This window comes from Bacteroidota bacterium, from assembly GCA_038746285.1.
GTDB lineage: Bacteria > Bacteroidota > Rhodothermia > Rhodothermales > JANQRZ01 > JANQRZ01.
This window is the reverse complement of record JBCDKT010000012.1, coordinates 54,383-70,967: the sequence shown is the minus strand read 5'-3', so window position 1 is coordinate 70,967 and position 16,585 is coordinate 54,383. Positions and strand designations below refer to the sequence as shown.

Genomic DNA, 16,585 nt, shown 5'->3' with positions numbered 1-16,585 from the left:
CCGCTCTTACGCGAAGCCGAGCCGTTTGGCTTCACGCTGCATCCCAGCGATGACGGTGGCGATGTGCTCCGTCAGGTCGACGCCCAGCTCCTCGGCGCCCTCGTAGATGTCCTCGCGGCTAACGGCGGCGGCGAAGCGCCTGTCCTTGAGCTTCTTCTTGACCGACTTCGGCGTGAGCCCCTCCAGCCCGTTCGGGCGGACGTACCCGACGGCCGTGATGAACCCGGCGAGTTCGTCGACCGCGAAGAGCGTCTTCGCCATCGTCGTCTCGCGCGGCACGCCCGAATACGTCGCGTGCCCAAGAATCGCCGTGCGGATGGACTCGGGATAGCCTCGCTCCTCCAGCACCTTCACCCCCACGAACGGGTGCTCCTCGGGCGACGGGTGCCGCTCGTAGTCCAGGTCGTGCAGCAGGCCCGCGATCCGCCACTGCTCCACACCCTCGCCGAACTGCTCAGCATAAATCACCATCGCCGCCTCGACAGCGTAGGCGTGGCGACGGAGGCTGTCCGTCTCCGTCCAATCGTGGAAGAGGGCGAGCGCGTCGTCGTAGGTGGGTTTGGGGTCGGAGGTCATAGATCTGGGGCAGGTTGAGCGCCGCGTCTGGGCATAAACCACGATGCTGCTCCGCCAACGAGAAGCAGGAGTGCGACTACGAAGGTGAAGGCAAGAATGCTTCGCTCGTTGCTGTCTGGGAAATATCCTGGCCCCAAGTGCCGGTCCAGTGTGTCTTGTGTCACCAGCCAAGGATCCATGTATTCAGGAAGCGCTGCAAGCGTGGAGTCTAAGTCTCTGGGTGTGAGGACCGGTAGGGAGCGCGCACAGAGCCAGGTAAAGAGGATGCCGTCCCATGCGTACGCCTCTATCAGCATTTTCTGGCCATATTCGGGAATCATCATCGCACAGGAAGAATGATCGGTGCGCACCTCGATGCGCTGGCGATGTTCTCCTTTCCACCATCGGTCCACCTCGAAGAGCATAGACTCGTAGCCCGAACCTCCATCATGCGGCACCATCCAATGTGGCAGTTCAAGCCATGGAAATCGGTCGAATGCGTAGACCGAGCGATGACTAATCATTCGCCCGGTAAAGAGCACATCGCTGCTGTCCGCGACTTCGCTCCACGGCCTGTTGTCGCCACAGCCACAGGCTTCGGCCTCTGGCGCGGCCAAAAAGGCAAGTGCTAAAATGCAGACGCTTCTCAGACACATGACTCTCGGCCCCGGACCTCCCGACCCTGGATTCAAAACACATCCACGAGGCGGAGGTCTTTGAGGAACCGCTTGGGGTCGGCCTGGAACTCGAGGATGAGTTGGTTCAGGTTCGTGGCGGTCGTGTTGAGGTTCTCGTAGAGCGTCGGGTCGTTGAGCATCAGGCCGAGCGTGCCCTCGCCGCTGTCGAGCTTAGCGAGGAGGGCGTCGAGTTGGGTGGAGGTCGCCTCGAACGAGGCGAGGCTGGCCTCGACGCCGGCGAGCGCGCCGTTGAGGCGCTGGATCGTCAGGGCGAGCGAGTCGGCGTTCTCGTCGGCGAAAGCCCCAGCCTGCTCGGTGAGGACGCCGACGCTCTCGGTCGTGCGGCGGAGGCTGGCGAGCGTCGCGGCGATCTGGTCCTGCTGCGAGGTCAGGAGCCGGTTCGCCGACGACGAGGCGATCCGGAGCTGGCGTACGGTCTCGCTGAGGTCGCCGTTCTCGGCAAGGAGGTTGTCGACGTTCATGAACGTCCCGGCGGCCCCGGTGAGGAGCGTGTCGACGCTTCCGAAGAGGCGCTCGGCGTTGTTCTGGACGAGGCCGATGATGTCCGACGCGGGCTTGGTCACGAGTTGGTCGCCGTCCTCGAGCGGCGGCGCGGCAGGATCGCCCGGCTCGATCGCCACGCCGACGTCGCCGAGGGCGGAGAACCCGCTGACGCGGGCGAGCGAGCCGCGCGGGAATGAGACGTCGCTCGTGATCGAGAGCACGGCGCGGGCCTCGCGGGCACCGGGCAGCAGCGCCACCTCGCGCACCGTCCCGACCTGCACGCCGCTGACCTCGACAGGATTCCCGGACGCGAGCCCCTCGGTGTCCTCGAAGACTGCGGTGAGTTCGTAGCCCGCGCCGAAGACAGGTAGCCCCGCGAGGTAGCGGATGCCGAAAAACACGATGAGCGCCGCGACCGTGATCGCGACGCCGACTTTGAACTCGTTGCCGTATTGCATGGGGTGAGGGGCTGTCGGCTATTGGCTTTCGGCTCTCAGGAGAACAGGCTGCCAGCTAAAAGCCAACAGCCGAGAGCTTCAAATTACATATTCGCTCGCCTTGACGAAGGCGAGGGTGTCGGGGTCGGCGCAGCAGCGGAGGTCGTCCATCGTGCCGGTCCAGTGGAGGCGGCGCTCGTGGATGAACCCGGCGCGGTCGGCGATCGCGAGGACGGAGTTCATGTCGTGCGTGATGACGATGCTCGTGGCGCAGAGCGTCTCGGCGAGCTGGACGATGAGGTCGTTGATCGTCGCCGAGGTCTGCGGGTCGAGGCCGCTCGTCGGCTCGTCGTAGAGGATGTACTTCGGCTCCAGGGCGACGGCGCGGGCGAGGGCGACGCGCTTCTGCATCCCGCCCGAGAGCTCGCTCGGCTTCTTCGGGCCGACGTCGGGGAGCTTGACCTCGCTCAGGCACCAGTGGGCGCGGTCCATGATCTCGGCCTCGGACTGCCGCGTGAACGTCCTCAGCGGGAACGCCACGTTGTCGAGCGCCGACATCGAGTCGAAGAGGGCTCCGCCCTGGAAGAGGACGCCGAACTGCTGCCGGATCTGCCGGAGGTCGGCGTAGGAGAGCGCGTGGAGGTCGGTCCCGTCGATCAGCACCTGCCCCGTGTCCGGCGTGAGCAGCCCGATGATGTGCTTCAGCAGCACGCTCTTGCCCGACCCGCTCCGCCCGATCACCGCGAACGTCTCTGCGTCGCGGATCGTGAGCGACACGTCCTCGAGCACGGGCCGCCCGCTGAAGCTCTTCGAGAGGTGCTGGATTTCGATCATGGGGCTGTTGGCTGTCAGCGTTCGGCTATTGGCTTTCGGCCAGGAAAAGGGCTGACAGCCGGAAGCTGAAAGCCGGGAGCGGTCAAAGCATAATCACCGCCAGGACGTAGTCGGCGAGGAGGACGAAGACGCACGACATCACCGTCGCCTGGGTGGTGCTGCGGCCCACGCCCTCGGCCCCGCCGGAGGTGTAGTAGCCGTAGTAGCACGAGACGCTCGTGATGGCGAACCCGAAGGCGAGCGACTTGACGACGCCGAAGAACACGTCGTAGGGCCGGAACAGGAGGCGCGCCCCGTCGATGAACGTCTGGGTCGAGATCACGCCCGTCGCCTCGCCCACGATCAGCCCCATCCCGATCCCGACCGTGCAGGCGACGACGTAGATCAGCGGGAACATCAGCACGCCCGCCAGGATGCGCGGGAGGACGAGGTAGCTCGCCGAGTTGAGCCCCATCGCCTCCAGGGCATCGATCTGCTCCGTCACCCGCATCGTCCCGAGCTCGGCCGCGATCCGCGCCCCGACGCGGCCCGCGAGGATGAACGCCGCGATGAGCGCGCCCAGTTCGAGGATCACGCTCGTCGTCACGAACGAGCCGACGGCCGTCTTCGGGAGGTAGAACGAGCCCTCGAGCTGGTAGATCGACTGCACCGCCGCGACGGCCCCGGTGAACGCCGAGGCGAGGGCCACGATCGGGAGCGAGTCGATCCCGACGCGGACGAACTGCTCGGTGAGGTTGCGGTAGTAGAGCCGGAGGTGGGCCGTCCCGCTGAAGGCGCTGCCGAGGAGCAGCCCGAACCGGCCGAGGCCGGTGAAGAAAGCGTCCGTCCGGTGGCGGATGAGCGCGACCATGCGGTGTCACAGGGGGTGAGGTATACTGGCGGTCGGGGCTTAACGTCGCGGCTCGGCACATCGTTGCGTGAAGAACCTCGTCACACCGAACACCGGAAGGTACATGGCAAAGCCTAAAACCATTTTTACCTGCCAGGAGTGCGGCCACGTCGCTCACCGCTGGATGGGCAAGTGCCCCGAGTGCCAGGCCTGGAACTCGTTCGTCGAGGAGACCGAGCGCTCGTCGGTCAAGGCCCCGGTCATGCAGATCGTCCCGACGTTCGGGCGGGGGACGACCGGCTCGAAGGCGCAGCGCATCACCGACGTCGAGGTGGCCGAGCAGCCGCGGCTCGTAACCGGGCTGGGGGAGTTCGACCGCGTGATGGGCGGCGGCATCATGCTCGGGTCGCTCACGCTTGTGGCCGGCGACCCCGGGATCGGGAAGTCGACGCTCATGACGGAGCTCGGGCGGTTCCTGCCGGCGCACACCGTGCTCTACGTCACCGGCGAGGAGTCGGCGCGCCAGGTCAAGCTCCGCGCCCAGCGCCTCGGCGTCGACACCGGCGAGTTCTTCCTCCTCGCCGAGACCAACGTCGAGGAGATCGTCGCCGCCGTGCAGGACATCGGCCCCGACGTCCTCGTCGTCGACTCGATCCAGACCGTCTACCGGCCGGACCTGACGAGCGCGCCCGGCTCGGTCAGCCAGGTGCGGGAGTCGACCGCCGCGCTCCTCGCGCTCACCAAGCGGCTCGCCACGGCGACGTTCCTCGTCGGGCACGTCACGAAGGCCGGGAGCATCGCCGGGCCGCGCGTCCTGGAGCACATGGTCGATACCGTCGTCTACTTCGAGGGCGACCGGCACCACGCCTACCGCATCCTGCGGACGGTCAAAAACCGCTTCGGCGCCTCGGGCGAACTGGGCCTGTTCGAGATGCGCGAGGCCGGGCTGCGCGAGGTCGAGAACGCGAGCGAGATTTTCCTCTCCGAGCGCCAGTACGGCGCGAGCGGCTCGGCGATCGTCTGCGCCGTCGAGGGGACGCGCCCGATCCTCGTGGAGATCCAGGCACTCGTCACGCCCGCGAGCTACGGCACCCCGCAGCGCACGGCGACGGGCTTCGACCCGAAGCGGCTCCAGATGCTCCTCGCGGTGCTCGAAAAGCGCGAGGGGATGCGGCTCTCGCAGCAAGACGTGTTCCTCAACGTCGCCGGCGGCGTCCGCCTCGACGAGCCGGCCGTCGACCTCGGCGTGGCGCTCGCCGTCGCGTCGAGCTTCCGCGACGTGCCGGCCGACAGCCAGACGGTCGTTGTCGGCGAGGTCGGGCTCGGGGGCGAGGTGCGGGCCGTGAGCCGGATCGAGGCGCGCGCGGCCGAGGTCCACAAGCTCGGCTTCGAGCAGGTCCTCCTCCCGAAGTCCAACCGCAAGGGAGCGAGCTTCCCGGACGGCCTCAAGGTGCAGCCCGTCGAGCGGCTCGGCCAGGCCCTCGACGCGGTCCTCTGAGCGGCCCGGTCAGGCGGCGAGGGGCGAGGCGTCTGCTGCGGGGGCCGGCATCGCCGACGGCGCTTCGGCGAGTAGCACGCCGAGTGACTCGCGGTCGATGGGCTTCGGGAGGTAGGCGTCGCACCCGGCGGCGAGGCACATCTCGCGGTCGCCTTCCATCGCGTTAGCCGTGAGCGCGACGACGTGCGGCTGGGCGAGGCCGCCGGCAGCGCGGATGCGGCGGGTGGCCTCCAGCCCGTCCACGCGCGGCATTTGGACGTCCATCAGTACCACGTCGTAGGGCCGGTCGGCCGGTCGGCCGAGCACCGCCGCGACGGCCTCTTCGCCGTCGGCGGCGAGGTCGGCCCGGTAGCCGAGCCGGTAGAGGAGGCGAAGTACCACCTTCTGGTTGACGACGTTGTCCTCGGCGACGAGGATGCGGAGCGGCGACGGCGTCGGGGCCTCAGCTTCGCTGATCTGTTCGCTGGTCGTTGAGGGTGGTGCTGCGTACGAGGTGGTCTGCTGGAAGCGCGCCGCGAGGGCAGCGTAGAGTGCGGCGGGCTTGGTCGGCTTGTAGAGCACGGCGTCGATGCCGGCTCGCTCGGCGTCCTGGCGGAGCTGCGCGTCGCGCGCCACCGAGGTCAGCAGTATGATCGTCGGGCCGTCCCCGAAGCGGGCGCGCAGGGCCTGGGCCGTAGTGATGCCGTCCATGTCGGGCATCTGCATGTCGAGCAGGACAATCTCCGGCGGTGCCTCGCCGGAGGCCGCCCCCGCATCGAGCGCGGCGAGGGCCGCGCTCCCCGAGTCCACGGCCACGGTCGGCATGCCCCAGCGCTCGGCGAGCCGGACGAGGATCTCGCGGTTGACCGCGTGGTCGTCAACGACGAGCGTGCGGCGGCCGGCGAGCGCGGCCGGGCGCGCGGCCATGAACACCTCTGGCTCGCCGTGGACAACGACGGCCGGGAACGCGATCCAGAAGGCAGAGCCGACGCCTAGCTCGCTCTCGGCACCGACCTCGCCGCCCATCAGTTCGGCAAGCTGACGGCAGATGGCCAGCCCGAGGCCGGTGCCGCCGTACTTGCGCGTCGTTGAGGCGTCGGCCTGCACGAAACTCTCGAAGACGGCCTCGAGCTTGGCCGGCCCGATCCCGATGCCTGTGTCTTCGACGGCAAAGCGGAGGACGGTCTCGTCCCCGTCTTCGGTGTGGGGCGGGGCAGCCGTGACGCGGACGCAGACCCCCCCCTCGTCGGTGAACTTGACCGCGTTCGAGAGGAGGTTGACGAGGACCTGCCGGACGCGGGTGACGTCGCCCAGGGCGCGGCGCGGCACGCCGTCGTCGACCGTGTAAGCCAGCTCGATCTCCTTGCTGGCGGCGCTCGGGGCGACGAGGTCGAGCGCCTCCTCGACGACCGTGCGCACTTCAAACGGTTGTATCTCTAGGTCGATCTTCCCGGCCTCGATCTTGGAGAAGTCAAGGATGTCGTTGATGAGCGTCAGCAGCGCGTCGCCGGAGCTTCGGATGGTGTCGACGAAGTCGGCCTGCTCGGCGTCCAGGTCGGTGTCCAGGAGCAGCGAGGTCATGCCGATGACGCCGTTCATGGGGGTGCGGATCTCGTGGCTCATGTTGGCCAGGAACGCACTCTTGGCGCGGGCCTTCTCCTCGGCGAGCGCACGGGCGTGCTCGGCGGCGACTTTCGCCTCGCGGTCCCCGACATCGCGGGAGTTGACGACGACGCCGCGTACGGCGGGGTCGTCCAGCAGGTTGACGATCGAGCTCTCCAGCGTCACCGCGCTGCCGTCGGCCCGAAGCGCCCGGAACTGGACCGTGACGGTGTCCTCGGTCACCGCTCGGTCGAAAGCGGCCTCGACGGAGGCGCGGTCGTCGGGGTGCACGGTGTCGGCGGCGAGACGGCCGAGGAAGCTCTCGGGGGAGCGCCCGAGCACGGACGCCGCCGAGGGGCTCTGGTACACGATGCGACCCCCCGGCCCGAGGACGGTCGTGATGTCGGTGGCGTGCTGAACGAGTTGGCGGAAGCGGGCGCTAGAGATGTCGACCTGGCGTAAGAGCCGGAGGATCGGCCAGAGCGCGAGCAGGACGAGGAGGAGCGCCAGTGCGACTCCCAGGCCGACGAGCACCTGCCGGACCAACCGGGAGGTGTCAGCCAGAAGCGTAGAGAACCGGACGCCCAGCGCGTCCACCGCGTACGAGAGGGCCGTCGCCCGGGGCGCTATGTCGGCAGCGAGGCCGTCCCCGGCCTCGCCAGCGTCGACGCGGATCCGAGCCTCAGCGCCGAGGGTCGTCATCTGCGCCGTCATCTCGTCGGCCTCCGCCCACAGCGCGACGGTGGGCTGGAGCGCAGGAACTCGCTCGAGGAAGGCGAACAGTGTCACCACCGAGCCGACTTCGGTCGGCGGCACGTCGCCTCGGACGAGGGCGGCGCGGGCGGCAGGCTTGTCGCCGCGCTGGAGGGCGAGCCGGGCCTCGCCGTAGGCCTGTGGGTGAACGAGTGCCTGCTCGAACGCCTGGTACTTCTCGTCGTTGCCCGTCGAGGCGTAGGTCGAGAGGCGGTGGCTGGCAGCGAGCAGTCCCTTGACGTAGCGTGCCTCCGCCTGGACGTAGGCCTCGACGGTCCCGAGGACGGTGACGGTCAGCCAGAGAAAGAGCACGAGCACGGCCGTCACGCCAACGAGCAGTGCGACTACCGGCCTGATAGCCCGGCGGTGGTCGAGGTGAGCCCAGAGGGAGGAAAAGCGCGGCATGCGGGGGAGACCTGTTCCAGGAAAAGCGGAGACCTGTTCCAGGAAAAGCGGAGAGCACGGCGGGCAGCGTCGGCCTCTGCGCTGCACCAAAGTGTACTATCGGCAGAGTTACGCTACGCCGAAGCACAGGAGCGCGCCGGGAGGTAGGACGCGTTGGGGCCGGGCCAGAACCCCAGGCTCGGTTCCGGGCAGGTGCTCCCTCCGACACCGAAGCGCAAGGGCGCGAGCCTCTACGATGGGCTCCTGCGGGCGCACCCTACCGCACCAGCGTCATCCGCCCGGCCTGCACGGTGTCTCCCAGGATGAGACGGTAGACGTAGACGCCCGCGGCGAGGCCCGAGGCGTCGAACGCCGCCCGGTGGGTGCCCGCCTCGACCGGCCCGTCGAGCACGACAGCGACCTCGCGGCCGAGCACGTCGTAGACGGCGAGCCGCGCGTCGGCGTCGGTGTTGGCGTCGAAGGTGAGCGTCGTGCGCTGCGCGAAGGGGTTGGGCGCGAGGCGCACCGTCCCGGCGATGGCCGCACGCGCGGCGAAGAAGTTCTGCTCGACCTCGAAGGTGCGGCCCGCGCCGAGCGCGTCGCCCGAGACGGCGAGGCTGAACGGCTCGGTGTCGCACACTACGCCAGCGGCGGCGTCGCCCAGGTTCAAGGCCAGGCTGTAGGTGCCGAACGGCGCGCTGCCGGGCACGCGGACGCGGACCATGCGCGTGACCTCGGCTCCGGGCGGGAGTGTGCCGCTGCCCAGGTCGAGCGTCGCGCTCACCGGGCCGGTCGCGTCCAGCCACAGGTCGACCGGGGCCGCCGTGGAGGCGTCGTTCGACACCGTGACGGTGAACGTAATCGCCTCGCCGGGCGCGGCGGTCGCGTCGTCGAGCGTGGCCGTCAGGCGCTGCGCGCAGCCGGAGGCGGGCTGGACCGTAAACCTGCGCGCCCCGGCCGGCCCGACGAGCGGGAAGCGCTCGGTGCGCCCCGAGGCGTCAGCGGCCGAGAAGTAGTAGGCCACCTCGCCGCCGCTCGCCGGAAGCGGGAGCGCCGCCGAGAAGGTGTCGCCCCCGGCCGGCTGGAGCGCGAGCGTGTCGAACGGCGCGCCCTCGGCCTGGTAGACGAGGAACAGTTCGTCGCTCAGGAGCGGTTGCCCGCTGTACGGGACGATCTCCACGTCGAGGGCGACCTCGGGCTGGTACCCGATCTCGCCTGCGAGCGGCTGGTGCTGGAGCGAGAGCAGGCCCGTGTCGGCGACCTCTTTGATGCGGCAGTGCAGCGCGTCGGTCGAGAGCCAGCTTCCGGCGAAGCCGAGGACCTCGTAGCCCGGCATCGCCGCGCGGTACACGTCGAGGGCGTCGTCGTCCCACGAGGAGTTCGAGATCGGAACGTAGACCCGGTCGTTGACGATGAGCGCGTTCGCGTAGGGCTGCCCGCTCGGGCTGTAGACGCGGTAGACCTGGTAGGGCGTGCCGTAGGCGCTGGGCTGCGCGGCGAAGTAGGCCGCCACGTCCTCGTAGTCCTGGTAGCGAGAGTCTGAGGTTGGCACCTGGGTGATGACCACCTTGTCCACGTCCAGAAACTTGCCCCATGTGTCGATGTGCTGGATGTAAGCCCCCTGCGGATCGTCAGTGACGTGGTAGGTGTCGATCCCGAGGTAGTCGCGCATGGTCTGGAGCACGAGCGCCTCGTTGAAGCCGTTCTCCGACCACACGAGGTCGGTCGAGGCGGAGACGCCCCGGCCGTCGGTCATGTAGTTGCCGCCGGTGTGGACGAGGTCCATCGCGTAGAGCGGCGTGCCGAGGTGCGCGGCCAGGGCGCTGGGGACCGCGTTGTCATTGGGGCGCGGGCGGTTGTAGATGAAATCGATGACGCTGATCTCGCGGTTGCCGTCGGCGACGTAGAACGGGCCGTAGTCCCGGGTCCAGATCGAGTTGGTCCGGGCGCGGAGAAAGTCGGCGTTGGCCATGGTGACGCCCGCATTCTGGTAGGCGCTGCGGGCCTGGTTCTCCTGGGACGCGCTCGCCACGGTCGTGATGACGCGGACATGCTCGGAGAGCGCCGCCACCAGGTTCAGCGGAATGCCGAGCGGGTAGCGGACGAGCACGGCCTCGCTGCGCTCGAACTCGGCGATGTTGCGGACCGGGCCGGGCGGGGGCGCGGAGCGCGCAAAGCCGAGCCCGATCTCGTCGCGGCGCAACTCCTCCTCGGGCGTCATGGTCTGGGGCAGCGGGTCGGACTCGTACCAGGGCGTGTCTTGCGCCTGGGCCGACCCGAGGGTGGCGATGAAAAGCAGCGCGGCGAGAAGGCGAGCGGGCATAGCAAAGCGGTCGAAAGGGAGTGGTGCCGGGGCCGAAGTATACGGGCAAGCCGGGTGAGAGTATCTTTTCCGTCCGGTCGCCGACGGGGCGGCCGGCGCACCGCACAATAACCCCGGAGCGGACGCCGTTACCCGAGCGTGCGCCGCACAGCCTAGCCGCTAGCCTACGCCGCATGGAGCACCTGCCCGACGAAGACCTCGTCGCAGCCTACATCGACCAGGGCGATGAGCGCGCCTTCCGCACGCTCGTCGAACGCCACCAGGAGCGCATCTTCGGCTTCCTAGTGGGGATGATCCGCGACCGCGAGGTGGCGAGCGATCTCTTCCAAGAGACGTTCCTCCGCGCGGTCGCGGCGATGCAGAAGCGACGCGGGTCCTACGAGAAGCAGGGCCGCTGGCTGGGCTGGGTGATGCGCATCGCCCGCAACGCCGCGCTCGACCATATCCGCAGCCGCAAGAAGTGGCAGGACGTGGACGCGGGCGACGACGGGGGCACCTCGTTCTTTGACCGGCTTCCCGCCGAAGGCCCCGACGCCATCGAGACGCTCGACCTCGCCGGTCGCGTCGAAGAGCTTCGGGCGGCCATCGAGCTGCTCCCGCCGGAGCAGCGCGAGGTCGTTCTACTCCGCCACGAGTCGGAGCTCACCTTCCGCGAGATCGCCGAGATCACCGACGTTTCGATCAACACCGCGCTGGGGCGGATGCGCTACGCGCTCATCAACCTCCGCAAGACCCTCATCCCCGACGCGGCCCGCAACTAACCCACACCCCCGGCCTCTGACCCGAACGCTACCCTCATGCACGACGAGTTGAACGCCATCCGGCGCGCCTACGGCGAGCCTGGCACCGAGGGGCCGCCCCTCGGCACCGCTGCTGAAGCCGAGTCCGCGCGGCTGGCCGAGATGAAGACCGCCCTCGACGCCCTACCGCCGCAGCGCCCGGACGCAGCCACCCTCCATGCGGTCTTGGCCGCTGCCGCCGGAGCCGACGCGCTCGGCCCGGTCCGGACAGTCTACGAGGAAGAGCCCGGCACCCTCGCCACGCCCGCGGCGCAGGCCGAGGCTGCCGCCCTGTCCGAGGTGAAGGCGGGCCTCGACGCCCTCCCACCGCAGCGCCCGGACGCAGCCACCCTCCATGCGGTCCTGGCCGCTGCCGCCGGAACCGCTGCGCTCGACCCCGTCCGCACCGTGTACGGTGAGGCTGCTGCTGCCCTCGCCGCACCCGCGGCGCAGGCCGAAGCCGCCGCCCTGTCCGAGGTGAAAGCGGGCCTGGACGCCCTACCGCCCCAGCGCCCGGCTCCGTCCCTCGTCGACGCTGTCGTGGCCGCTGCCGGTTCGTCCCGCGCGACTCGAACCGCGCCGGTGGCTGCCGCTGCCGGGCGCGCCGCCGACCGTCCGGCCCGCCGCGGCGTTCGCCGCGGAGCCGCCGCCGGGCTCAGCGCGGCGTTCGCGCTCGTGCTCGCCCTCAGCATCGGGCTCTGGCCCGATGGCACCTCGCCGGTGCAAGACGCGCTGGCCCCGCCACTCGCAGAACGGGCCGAGGCTCCGGTCATCGCGGAAGAGACGGAAGCCGCAGAGCAGGAGGCTGGACCCGTATCTGGTGCCGTCGCCGATGCTGCCCCCGCGGCGTCTGCACCGCCGGCCGCCGCCGAGCCCATTGCCTCGGCAGAGCCGCCCCGTGCCGCGCGGACCGGCGCGTCGCAGGCCCGTCAGCAGGTGGCATCGGCTCCGCCGCCCACCGCTGGCTTCAGCACCGTCGCCGAGCGCCGACTCGCCTTGGCCGAGGAGGTCGCCGCCGAGGGGGGCGCCGCCGATCTTGCCTCCGCCCTCGAAGCCGACGAGGACCGCGCCGGTGCACTGCCGCTCGCGGACGGAGACCAGGAACTCCGCATGCTCTACCTCCGCCTGCAGGAGATGCAGGCCGCGCAAGTAGGCGTCGCCTGGGACGGAGCCCCCGTCTCGCTCGGCGCCCCGCCGGACTCGACCCCCGCCGCTCGCTCCGGCTGGATGCAGGTGCGCGTCGACCGATAGCCGTTTGGTAGCCGTTTCCGCCGACTCTCTCCCACGAACCACGATGCTCCGCTCCGCCTGCTTGCTCGGCCTCGCCCTCTGCACGCTCCCCGTCGCGGCCCAGGTCCCGACCGCGTCCCGCAGCGCCGGGGCGGGCGTCGGCGTCCACCGGCTCGACATCCGCGACGGGCGCGTCTACCACGACGGGACCCTGCTTCCCGAGGATGCCGTTCCTGAGTACCTCGACATCGAGGGCATGTCGATGTCGTTCGAGTACAGCGGCCCCGTTGCCCCGGCGATTGGCCTGGACGGGCAGCTCTACACGCTCGAAGACAACCGCCTCGTCCGGCTCGACCAGGCCGACATGGGGCAGCAGGCGTTCGGCCTGGCGCAGCCCGAGACGCTTGGGCAGTCTGCCGCCGAGCAGGCCGAGCGGGCGTACCTCCGCGAGCTTTCCGAGCGCGACGGTGCCCTCTACGAGCGCCTCGTCCGCGAGCGCGAGATGGAGGGGGAAGCGCTCCGCCTCGCCCGGCAACTGCGGCAGAACCCTGCCAATGCGGCGGCGCTGCGGGCTCAGCTCCGCGAGAAGCTCGACGCCATGTTCGAACTGAAGCAGGAGAACCGGCGCGAAGAAATCCGGCAGGTCGAGGATGTGCTCGAGGCGCTGCGCCAGCAGCTCCGCAAGCGCGAGGCGATGCGCGACCAGGTCATCCAGCACCGGATGGGCGAGTTGACCGGCCGGTAGGCTTCTCCCCAGTAGGTCTCCCCGCTGCGGGCAGTGAATCGGAGGGTGCAGCGGTGGCGCAAGCCGCCGTCCACTGATTCCACTCACCAACGCTCTCCAACCATGCGACATACCCTACTGCTGCTGGCGCTCTGCGCCGGCCTGGCCGTGCCCGCCGCGGCACAAGGCCTCACGATCGAGCGCGACGGCTCCGACGTCGTCCTCACCCTGCCCGACGGCACCACCGAGCGGTTCACGCTCGACGAGGACGCGCCACTCCGCGTCCGCTCCAAGAACGGCCCCCTCGAGGTCGAACGCGACCGGCCGCGCGCCTTCGCCTTCCGCGCCCGCCCCGGCGACCGATCATCGGCGTTCGAGGACCTCGGCCTGGACGACGAGGCCTCCGTCCGTAGGCTGTTCCGCGCCCAGGCCGGCGACAGAGCGCGAGGCCTCGACAGGCGCGGCGCTGACCTGCTGCCCGGGCTGCCCGGCTTCGGGATGCGCGGCGTGGACCCGGAGACGCGGCGCGCCATCGCCGACGGCGAGCGCGAGAGCCGCGCCCTCGCCCGCCAACTGCGCCGCGCCGAGGGTGACGAGGCGCGGGACACTCTGGCCGACGAGCTTCGCCAGACGCTCGGCCGCACGTTCGACCTCAAGCAGCAGGCCCGCCAGGAGCGGATCGAGCGCCTGGAGGCCGAAGCCGAACGCCTCCGCGCCCAGCGCGCTGAACTCGAAGCCGAGACCGCCGAGCGCGGCGAGGCCCGGCGCGACATCATCGAGCGCCGCAGGCAAGAACTGCTTGGCGAGCGCGACGAGCTAGACTGGTAGCGGGACGCTGCCACGGCAGGTTCGGCGGTAGGGGCGGCGCAGTGCGTCGCCCCTACGGCATTTCGGGCGAGGCTTGAAATGCTGTACTTAATGCTTTACTTTAGGTACGAACCGCCTGCCGACCGTTCGTTCCGACCGGGTCTCTGGAGAGGGACACCCGGCACCTGCGACGGCAGGCGAGCCCATCTGAGCGAGAACGCCACGCGTGCCCCGATGCCAGCCGGTTCGGCACGGTGTTCGAGCGTCTGCGTGCGCGCACGCAGCGTCCCCGCCACCTGACTCCGCCCCGCCATGCAGCGGCTCCCTCTCCTCACGCCCGCCGGCCTCCTGCTGGCGCTCTTCCTGCTGCCGCTGGCAGCCCTGGCGGCCCCCGCCTCCTCCGGCATCACGCGCATCTCGTTCACCGAGCGCTCCGACGGCAAGGGCTACGTCGTCCGCGTCCACACCACCGGCAGGGTGCAAGGCCACAGCCTCGACCAGTCGGCGACCGAGGTCACGCTCACGCTCTACAACGCCCGCCTCGAACCCGGCCTGCGGCGCGGCGAGGCCAGCGGCCCGGTCCAGCGCTACACCGTCACGCCGAGCGACGACCGCATCGTCCTCGCGTTCCAGATCGACCCAGGCCAGCCGGTGGCGGCCTCGGCCTACCCGGACCGCGACTCCGACGACCTCCTCCTCGGGATGCTCTACGAGCCGGTCCCGGTGGCCCGCGGCGAGGGCGGCGCGGACAACGCCAGCCGCGAGCACTGGGCCTTCGACTGCATCGTGCTCGACGCGGGCCACGGCGGCAAGGACCCCGGTGCCGTCGCCAACGGGCTGCGCGAGAAGGACATCGCCCTCGCGGTCACGCGCAAGGTCGGGGCCTACGTCGAGGACCGGCTCGGCATCGACGTGGTCTACACCCGCGACGACGACACGTTCATCGAGCTCCACGAGCGCGGGCGGATCGCCAACGAGTCATGCGGCAAGCTCTTCGTCTCGGTCCACGCCAACGCCGCGCGCAACCGCCGCGCCCAGGGCACCGAGACCTTCTTCCTCGGCCTGCACCGCAGCGAGTCGGCGCGGCGCGTGATGGAGCGCGAGAACGGCGTCGTCAAGCTCGAAAGCGACCCCGACCTCTACGCCGGCTTCGACGACGCGGACCGCGTCATGCAGATGCTCGCCACGACGGCGTACCAGCGCGAGAGCGAGCGCCTGGCCTCGCTCATCGAGGGCCAGTTCGAGCACCGGGCCGACCGGTTCTCGCGCGGCGTCAAGCAGGCGGGCTTCCTCGTCCTCTGGGGGGCCTCAATGCCGGCGGTCCTCGTCGAGCTCGGCTTCCTCACCAACCAGGCCGAGGCGCGCTTCCTCCGCAGCGAGCGCGGCCAGGACCTCCTCGCCAGCGCCATCTTCCGCTCGATCCGCGACTACAAGGAGCAGTACGAGCGCGGCGTCCACTACTCGATCAACTGACCCTACCGATGGACGCTCTCCGCCGCGCGCTCCGCACGATCCCGGACTTTCCCACCGCCGGCATCCAGTTCAAGGACATCGCCCCAATCTTGGGCGACCCCGACCTCTACCGCGCAGCGGTCGACGCGCTCGCGGAGCCGTTCAGCGTGGGGGAGGTGACGCACGTCGTCGGGATCGAGGCGCGGGGGTTCTGGTTCGGGACCGCGCTCGCGGAGCGGCTCCGGGCCGGGTTCGTGCCGGCGCGCAAGCCGGGCAAACTGCCGGGCGAGGTTCTGAGCGAAACGTACGTGCTCGAATACGGCACCGACACCGTCGAAATCCAGGCCGACGCGCTCGGGCCAGAAGCCCGTGTTCTGGTCCACGACGACCTGGTGGCGACAGGGGGAACGGCCGCCGCCGCCGCTCGCCTCGCGGCGCAGACCGGCGCACAGGTCGTCGGGTTCTCGTTCCTGATCGAGCTCGCCGCGCTGGGCGGACGAGCGCAGCTTCCGCCGGGCGTGCCGGTCCACGTCGTCCTCGGCTTGTAGCCAGCCAGGCCATCGCGGCAGGTGGTACCTTTGTTACTCTCGCACCCCGGCCCTCGGCTTGGTGAGTGCAGACGATCCCACAGCCAACCCATTCTTCCATGCGCCTCTTCCGCCTCTCGTTTCCGCTCCTTTTACTGCTAGCCCTGGCCGGCTGTGACACGGCCGAAGACGGCGGAAACGGGGGCGAGACGTTCCCGCTGCCCACGCCGCCTAACCACCGCGCCAGCTTCACCTACTCGGTCGGGACCCTCATGGGGGGCGGTACGGTCGACGAGAGTGCGAGCGAAACCTCGCAGGACGTCATCAACGACGACCGCTTCGGGCCGGGCGACGTGGCCTCGGCGCGGATCCGCTCGATGTCGGTCGAGCTCAACATGGACCAGCCGCTCGGCGGGAGGGTCGAGGTCGGCCAGGCCACGCTCACGCTGTCTGCGCCCGGCGCGCCCGACCGCGTCGTGGCGACCGCGTCGGACTTCAGCATGGAGATCACCTCCACGAACGTGAGCCTCCGCCGGGCGGACCTCGACGTCGAGAACGCGGACATCACCGAGTTTCTCCAGCAGGGTACCTTCACGGGGACGCTGACGATGCAGGTCGACGGGGCCACCGACGGCACCTACCAGTTCACTGTGACCTTCGACGTGGACATCGAGGTGTTCGTCTAGGCGAA

The 16,585-nt window shown here is 69.8% G+C and carries 15 protein-coding genes; 8 read left to right on the top strand and 7 right to left on the bottom strand.

Annotated features, from left to right (window positions below; translation table 11 throughout):
* Nucleotides 1-6: 6 nt before the first annotated feature.
* From AAGI91_05985 to AAGI91_05965, 5 genes are all read right to left on the bottom strand, one after another.
* Nucleotides 7-576 (bottom strand): HD domain-containing protein, encoded by a 570-nt coding sequence (locus AAGI91_05985; protein ID MEM1042163.1) that lies wholly within the window; start codon nt 574-576, stop codon nt 7-9.
* On the bottom strand, nt 573-1,172 hold the full coding sequence (locus AAGI91_05980) for a hypothetical protein (protein MEM1042162.1): 600 nt from the start codon (nt 1,170-1,172) through the stop codon (nt 573-575). The genes AAGI91_05985 and AAGI91_05980 overlap by 4 nt, the downstream gene beginning before the upstream one ends.
* Nucleotides 1,173-1,243: 71 nt before the next feature.
* Nucleotides 1,244-2,194 (bottom strand): MlaD family protein, encoded by a 951-nt coding sequence (locus AAGI91_05975; protein ID MEM1042161.1) that lies wholly within the window; start codon nt 2,192-2,194, stop codon nt 1,244-1,246.
* A 78-nt stretch (nt 2,195-2,272) separates the two neighbouring features.
* Entirely contained in the window at nt 2,273-3,007 is a 735-nt protein-coding gene (locus tag AAGI91_05970; GenBank protein MEM1042160.1) for an ABC transporter ATP-binding protein, read from the bottom strand.
* Between the two features lie 82 nt (nt 3,008-3,089).
* Nucleotides 3,090-3,857: an ABC transporter permease gene (locus AAGI91_05965; protein ID MEM1042159.1), complete on the bottom strand. Its 768-nt coding sequence runs from the start codon at nt 3,855-3,857 to the stop codon at nt 3,090-3,092.
* Nucleotides 3,858-3,960: 103 nt separating this feature from the next.
* Between AAGI91_05965 and radA the strand changes: the two genes are divergently transcribed.
* On the top strand, nt 3,961-5,334 hold the full coding sequence (radA, locus tag AAGI91_05960) for a DNA repair protein RadA (protein ID MEM1042158.1): 1,374 nt from the start codon (nt 3,961-3,963) through the stop codon (nt 5,332-5,334).
* Between the two features lie 9 nt (nt 5,335-5,343).
* Here radA and AAGI91_05955 read toward each other — a convergent pair whose 3' ends face one another.
* Complete coding sequence (locus AAGI91_05955; protein ID MEM1042157.1) at nt 5,344-8,073, bottom strand: response regulator; 2,730 nt, start codon at nt 8,071-8,073, stop codon at nt 5,344-5,346.
* Nucleotides 8,074-8,329: 256 nt separating this feature from the next.
* A complete protein-coding gene (locus tag AAGI91_05950; protein MEM1042156.1) occupies nt 8,330-10,375 on the bottom strand; it encodes an agmatine deiminase family protein in 2,046 nt (681 codons plus the stop codon).
* 173 nt (nt 10,376-10,548) lie between these two features.
* On the opposite strand from AAGI91_05950, the gene AAGI91_05945 reads away from it, so the two are divergent.
* From AAGI91_05945 to AAGI91_05915, 7 genes are all read left to right on the top strand, one after another.
* The gene (locus tag AAGI91_05945) at nt 10,549-11,136 is read left to right on the top strand and encodes a sigma-70 family RNA polymerase sigma factor (protein MEM1042155.1); all 588 of its coding nucleotides are present in this window, start codon (nt 10,549-10,551) and stop codon (nt 11,134-11,136) included.
* A 36-nt stretch (nt 11,137-11,172) separates the two neighbouring features.
* Nucleotides 11,173-12,405 (top strand): hypothetical protein, encoded by a 1,233-nt coding sequence (locus AAGI91_05940; protein ID MEM1042154.1) that lies wholly within the window; start codon nt 11,173-11,175, stop codon nt 12,403-12,405.
* A 43-nt stretch (nt 12,406-12,448) separates the two neighbouring features.
* Nucleotides 12,449-13,129, top strand: coding sequence for a hypothetical protein (locus AAGI91_05935; protein MEM1042153.1), 681 nt, complete (start codon nt 12,449-12,451; stop codon nt 13,127-13,129).
* A 102-nt stretch (nt 13,130-13,231) separates the two neighbouring features.
* Nucleotides 13,232-13,936: a hypothetical protein gene (locus tag AAGI91_05930; protein ID MEM1042152.1), complete on the top strand. Its 705-nt coding sequence runs from the start codon at nt 13,232-13,234 to the stop codon at nt 13,934-13,936.
* A gap of 291 nt (nt 13,937-14,227) precedes the next feature.
* Nucleotides 14,228-15,388 (top strand): N-acetylmuramoyl-L-alanine amidase, encoded by a 1,161-nt coding sequence (locus AAGI91_05925; GenBank protein MEM1042151.1) that lies wholly within the window; start codon nt 14,228-14,230, stop codon nt 15,386-15,388.
* An 8-nt stretch (nt 15,389-15,396) separates the two neighbouring features.
* Nucleotides 15,397-15,915, top strand: coding sequence for an adenine phosphoribosyltransferase (locus tag AAGI91_05920; GenBank protein ID MEM1042150.1), 519 nt, complete (start codon nt 15,397-15,399; stop codon nt 15,913-15,915).
* A 98-nt stretch (nt 15,916-16,013) separates the two neighbouring features.
* Nucleotides 16,014-16,580 carry a hypothetical protein gene (locus tag AAGI91_05915; GenBank protein ID MEM1042149.1) on the top strand — a complete coding sequence of 189 codons (567 nt, stop codon included), beginning with the start codon at nt 16,014-16,016 and terminating at the stop codon, nt 16,578-16,580.
* Nucleotides 16,581-16,585 lie beyond the last annotated feature (5 nt).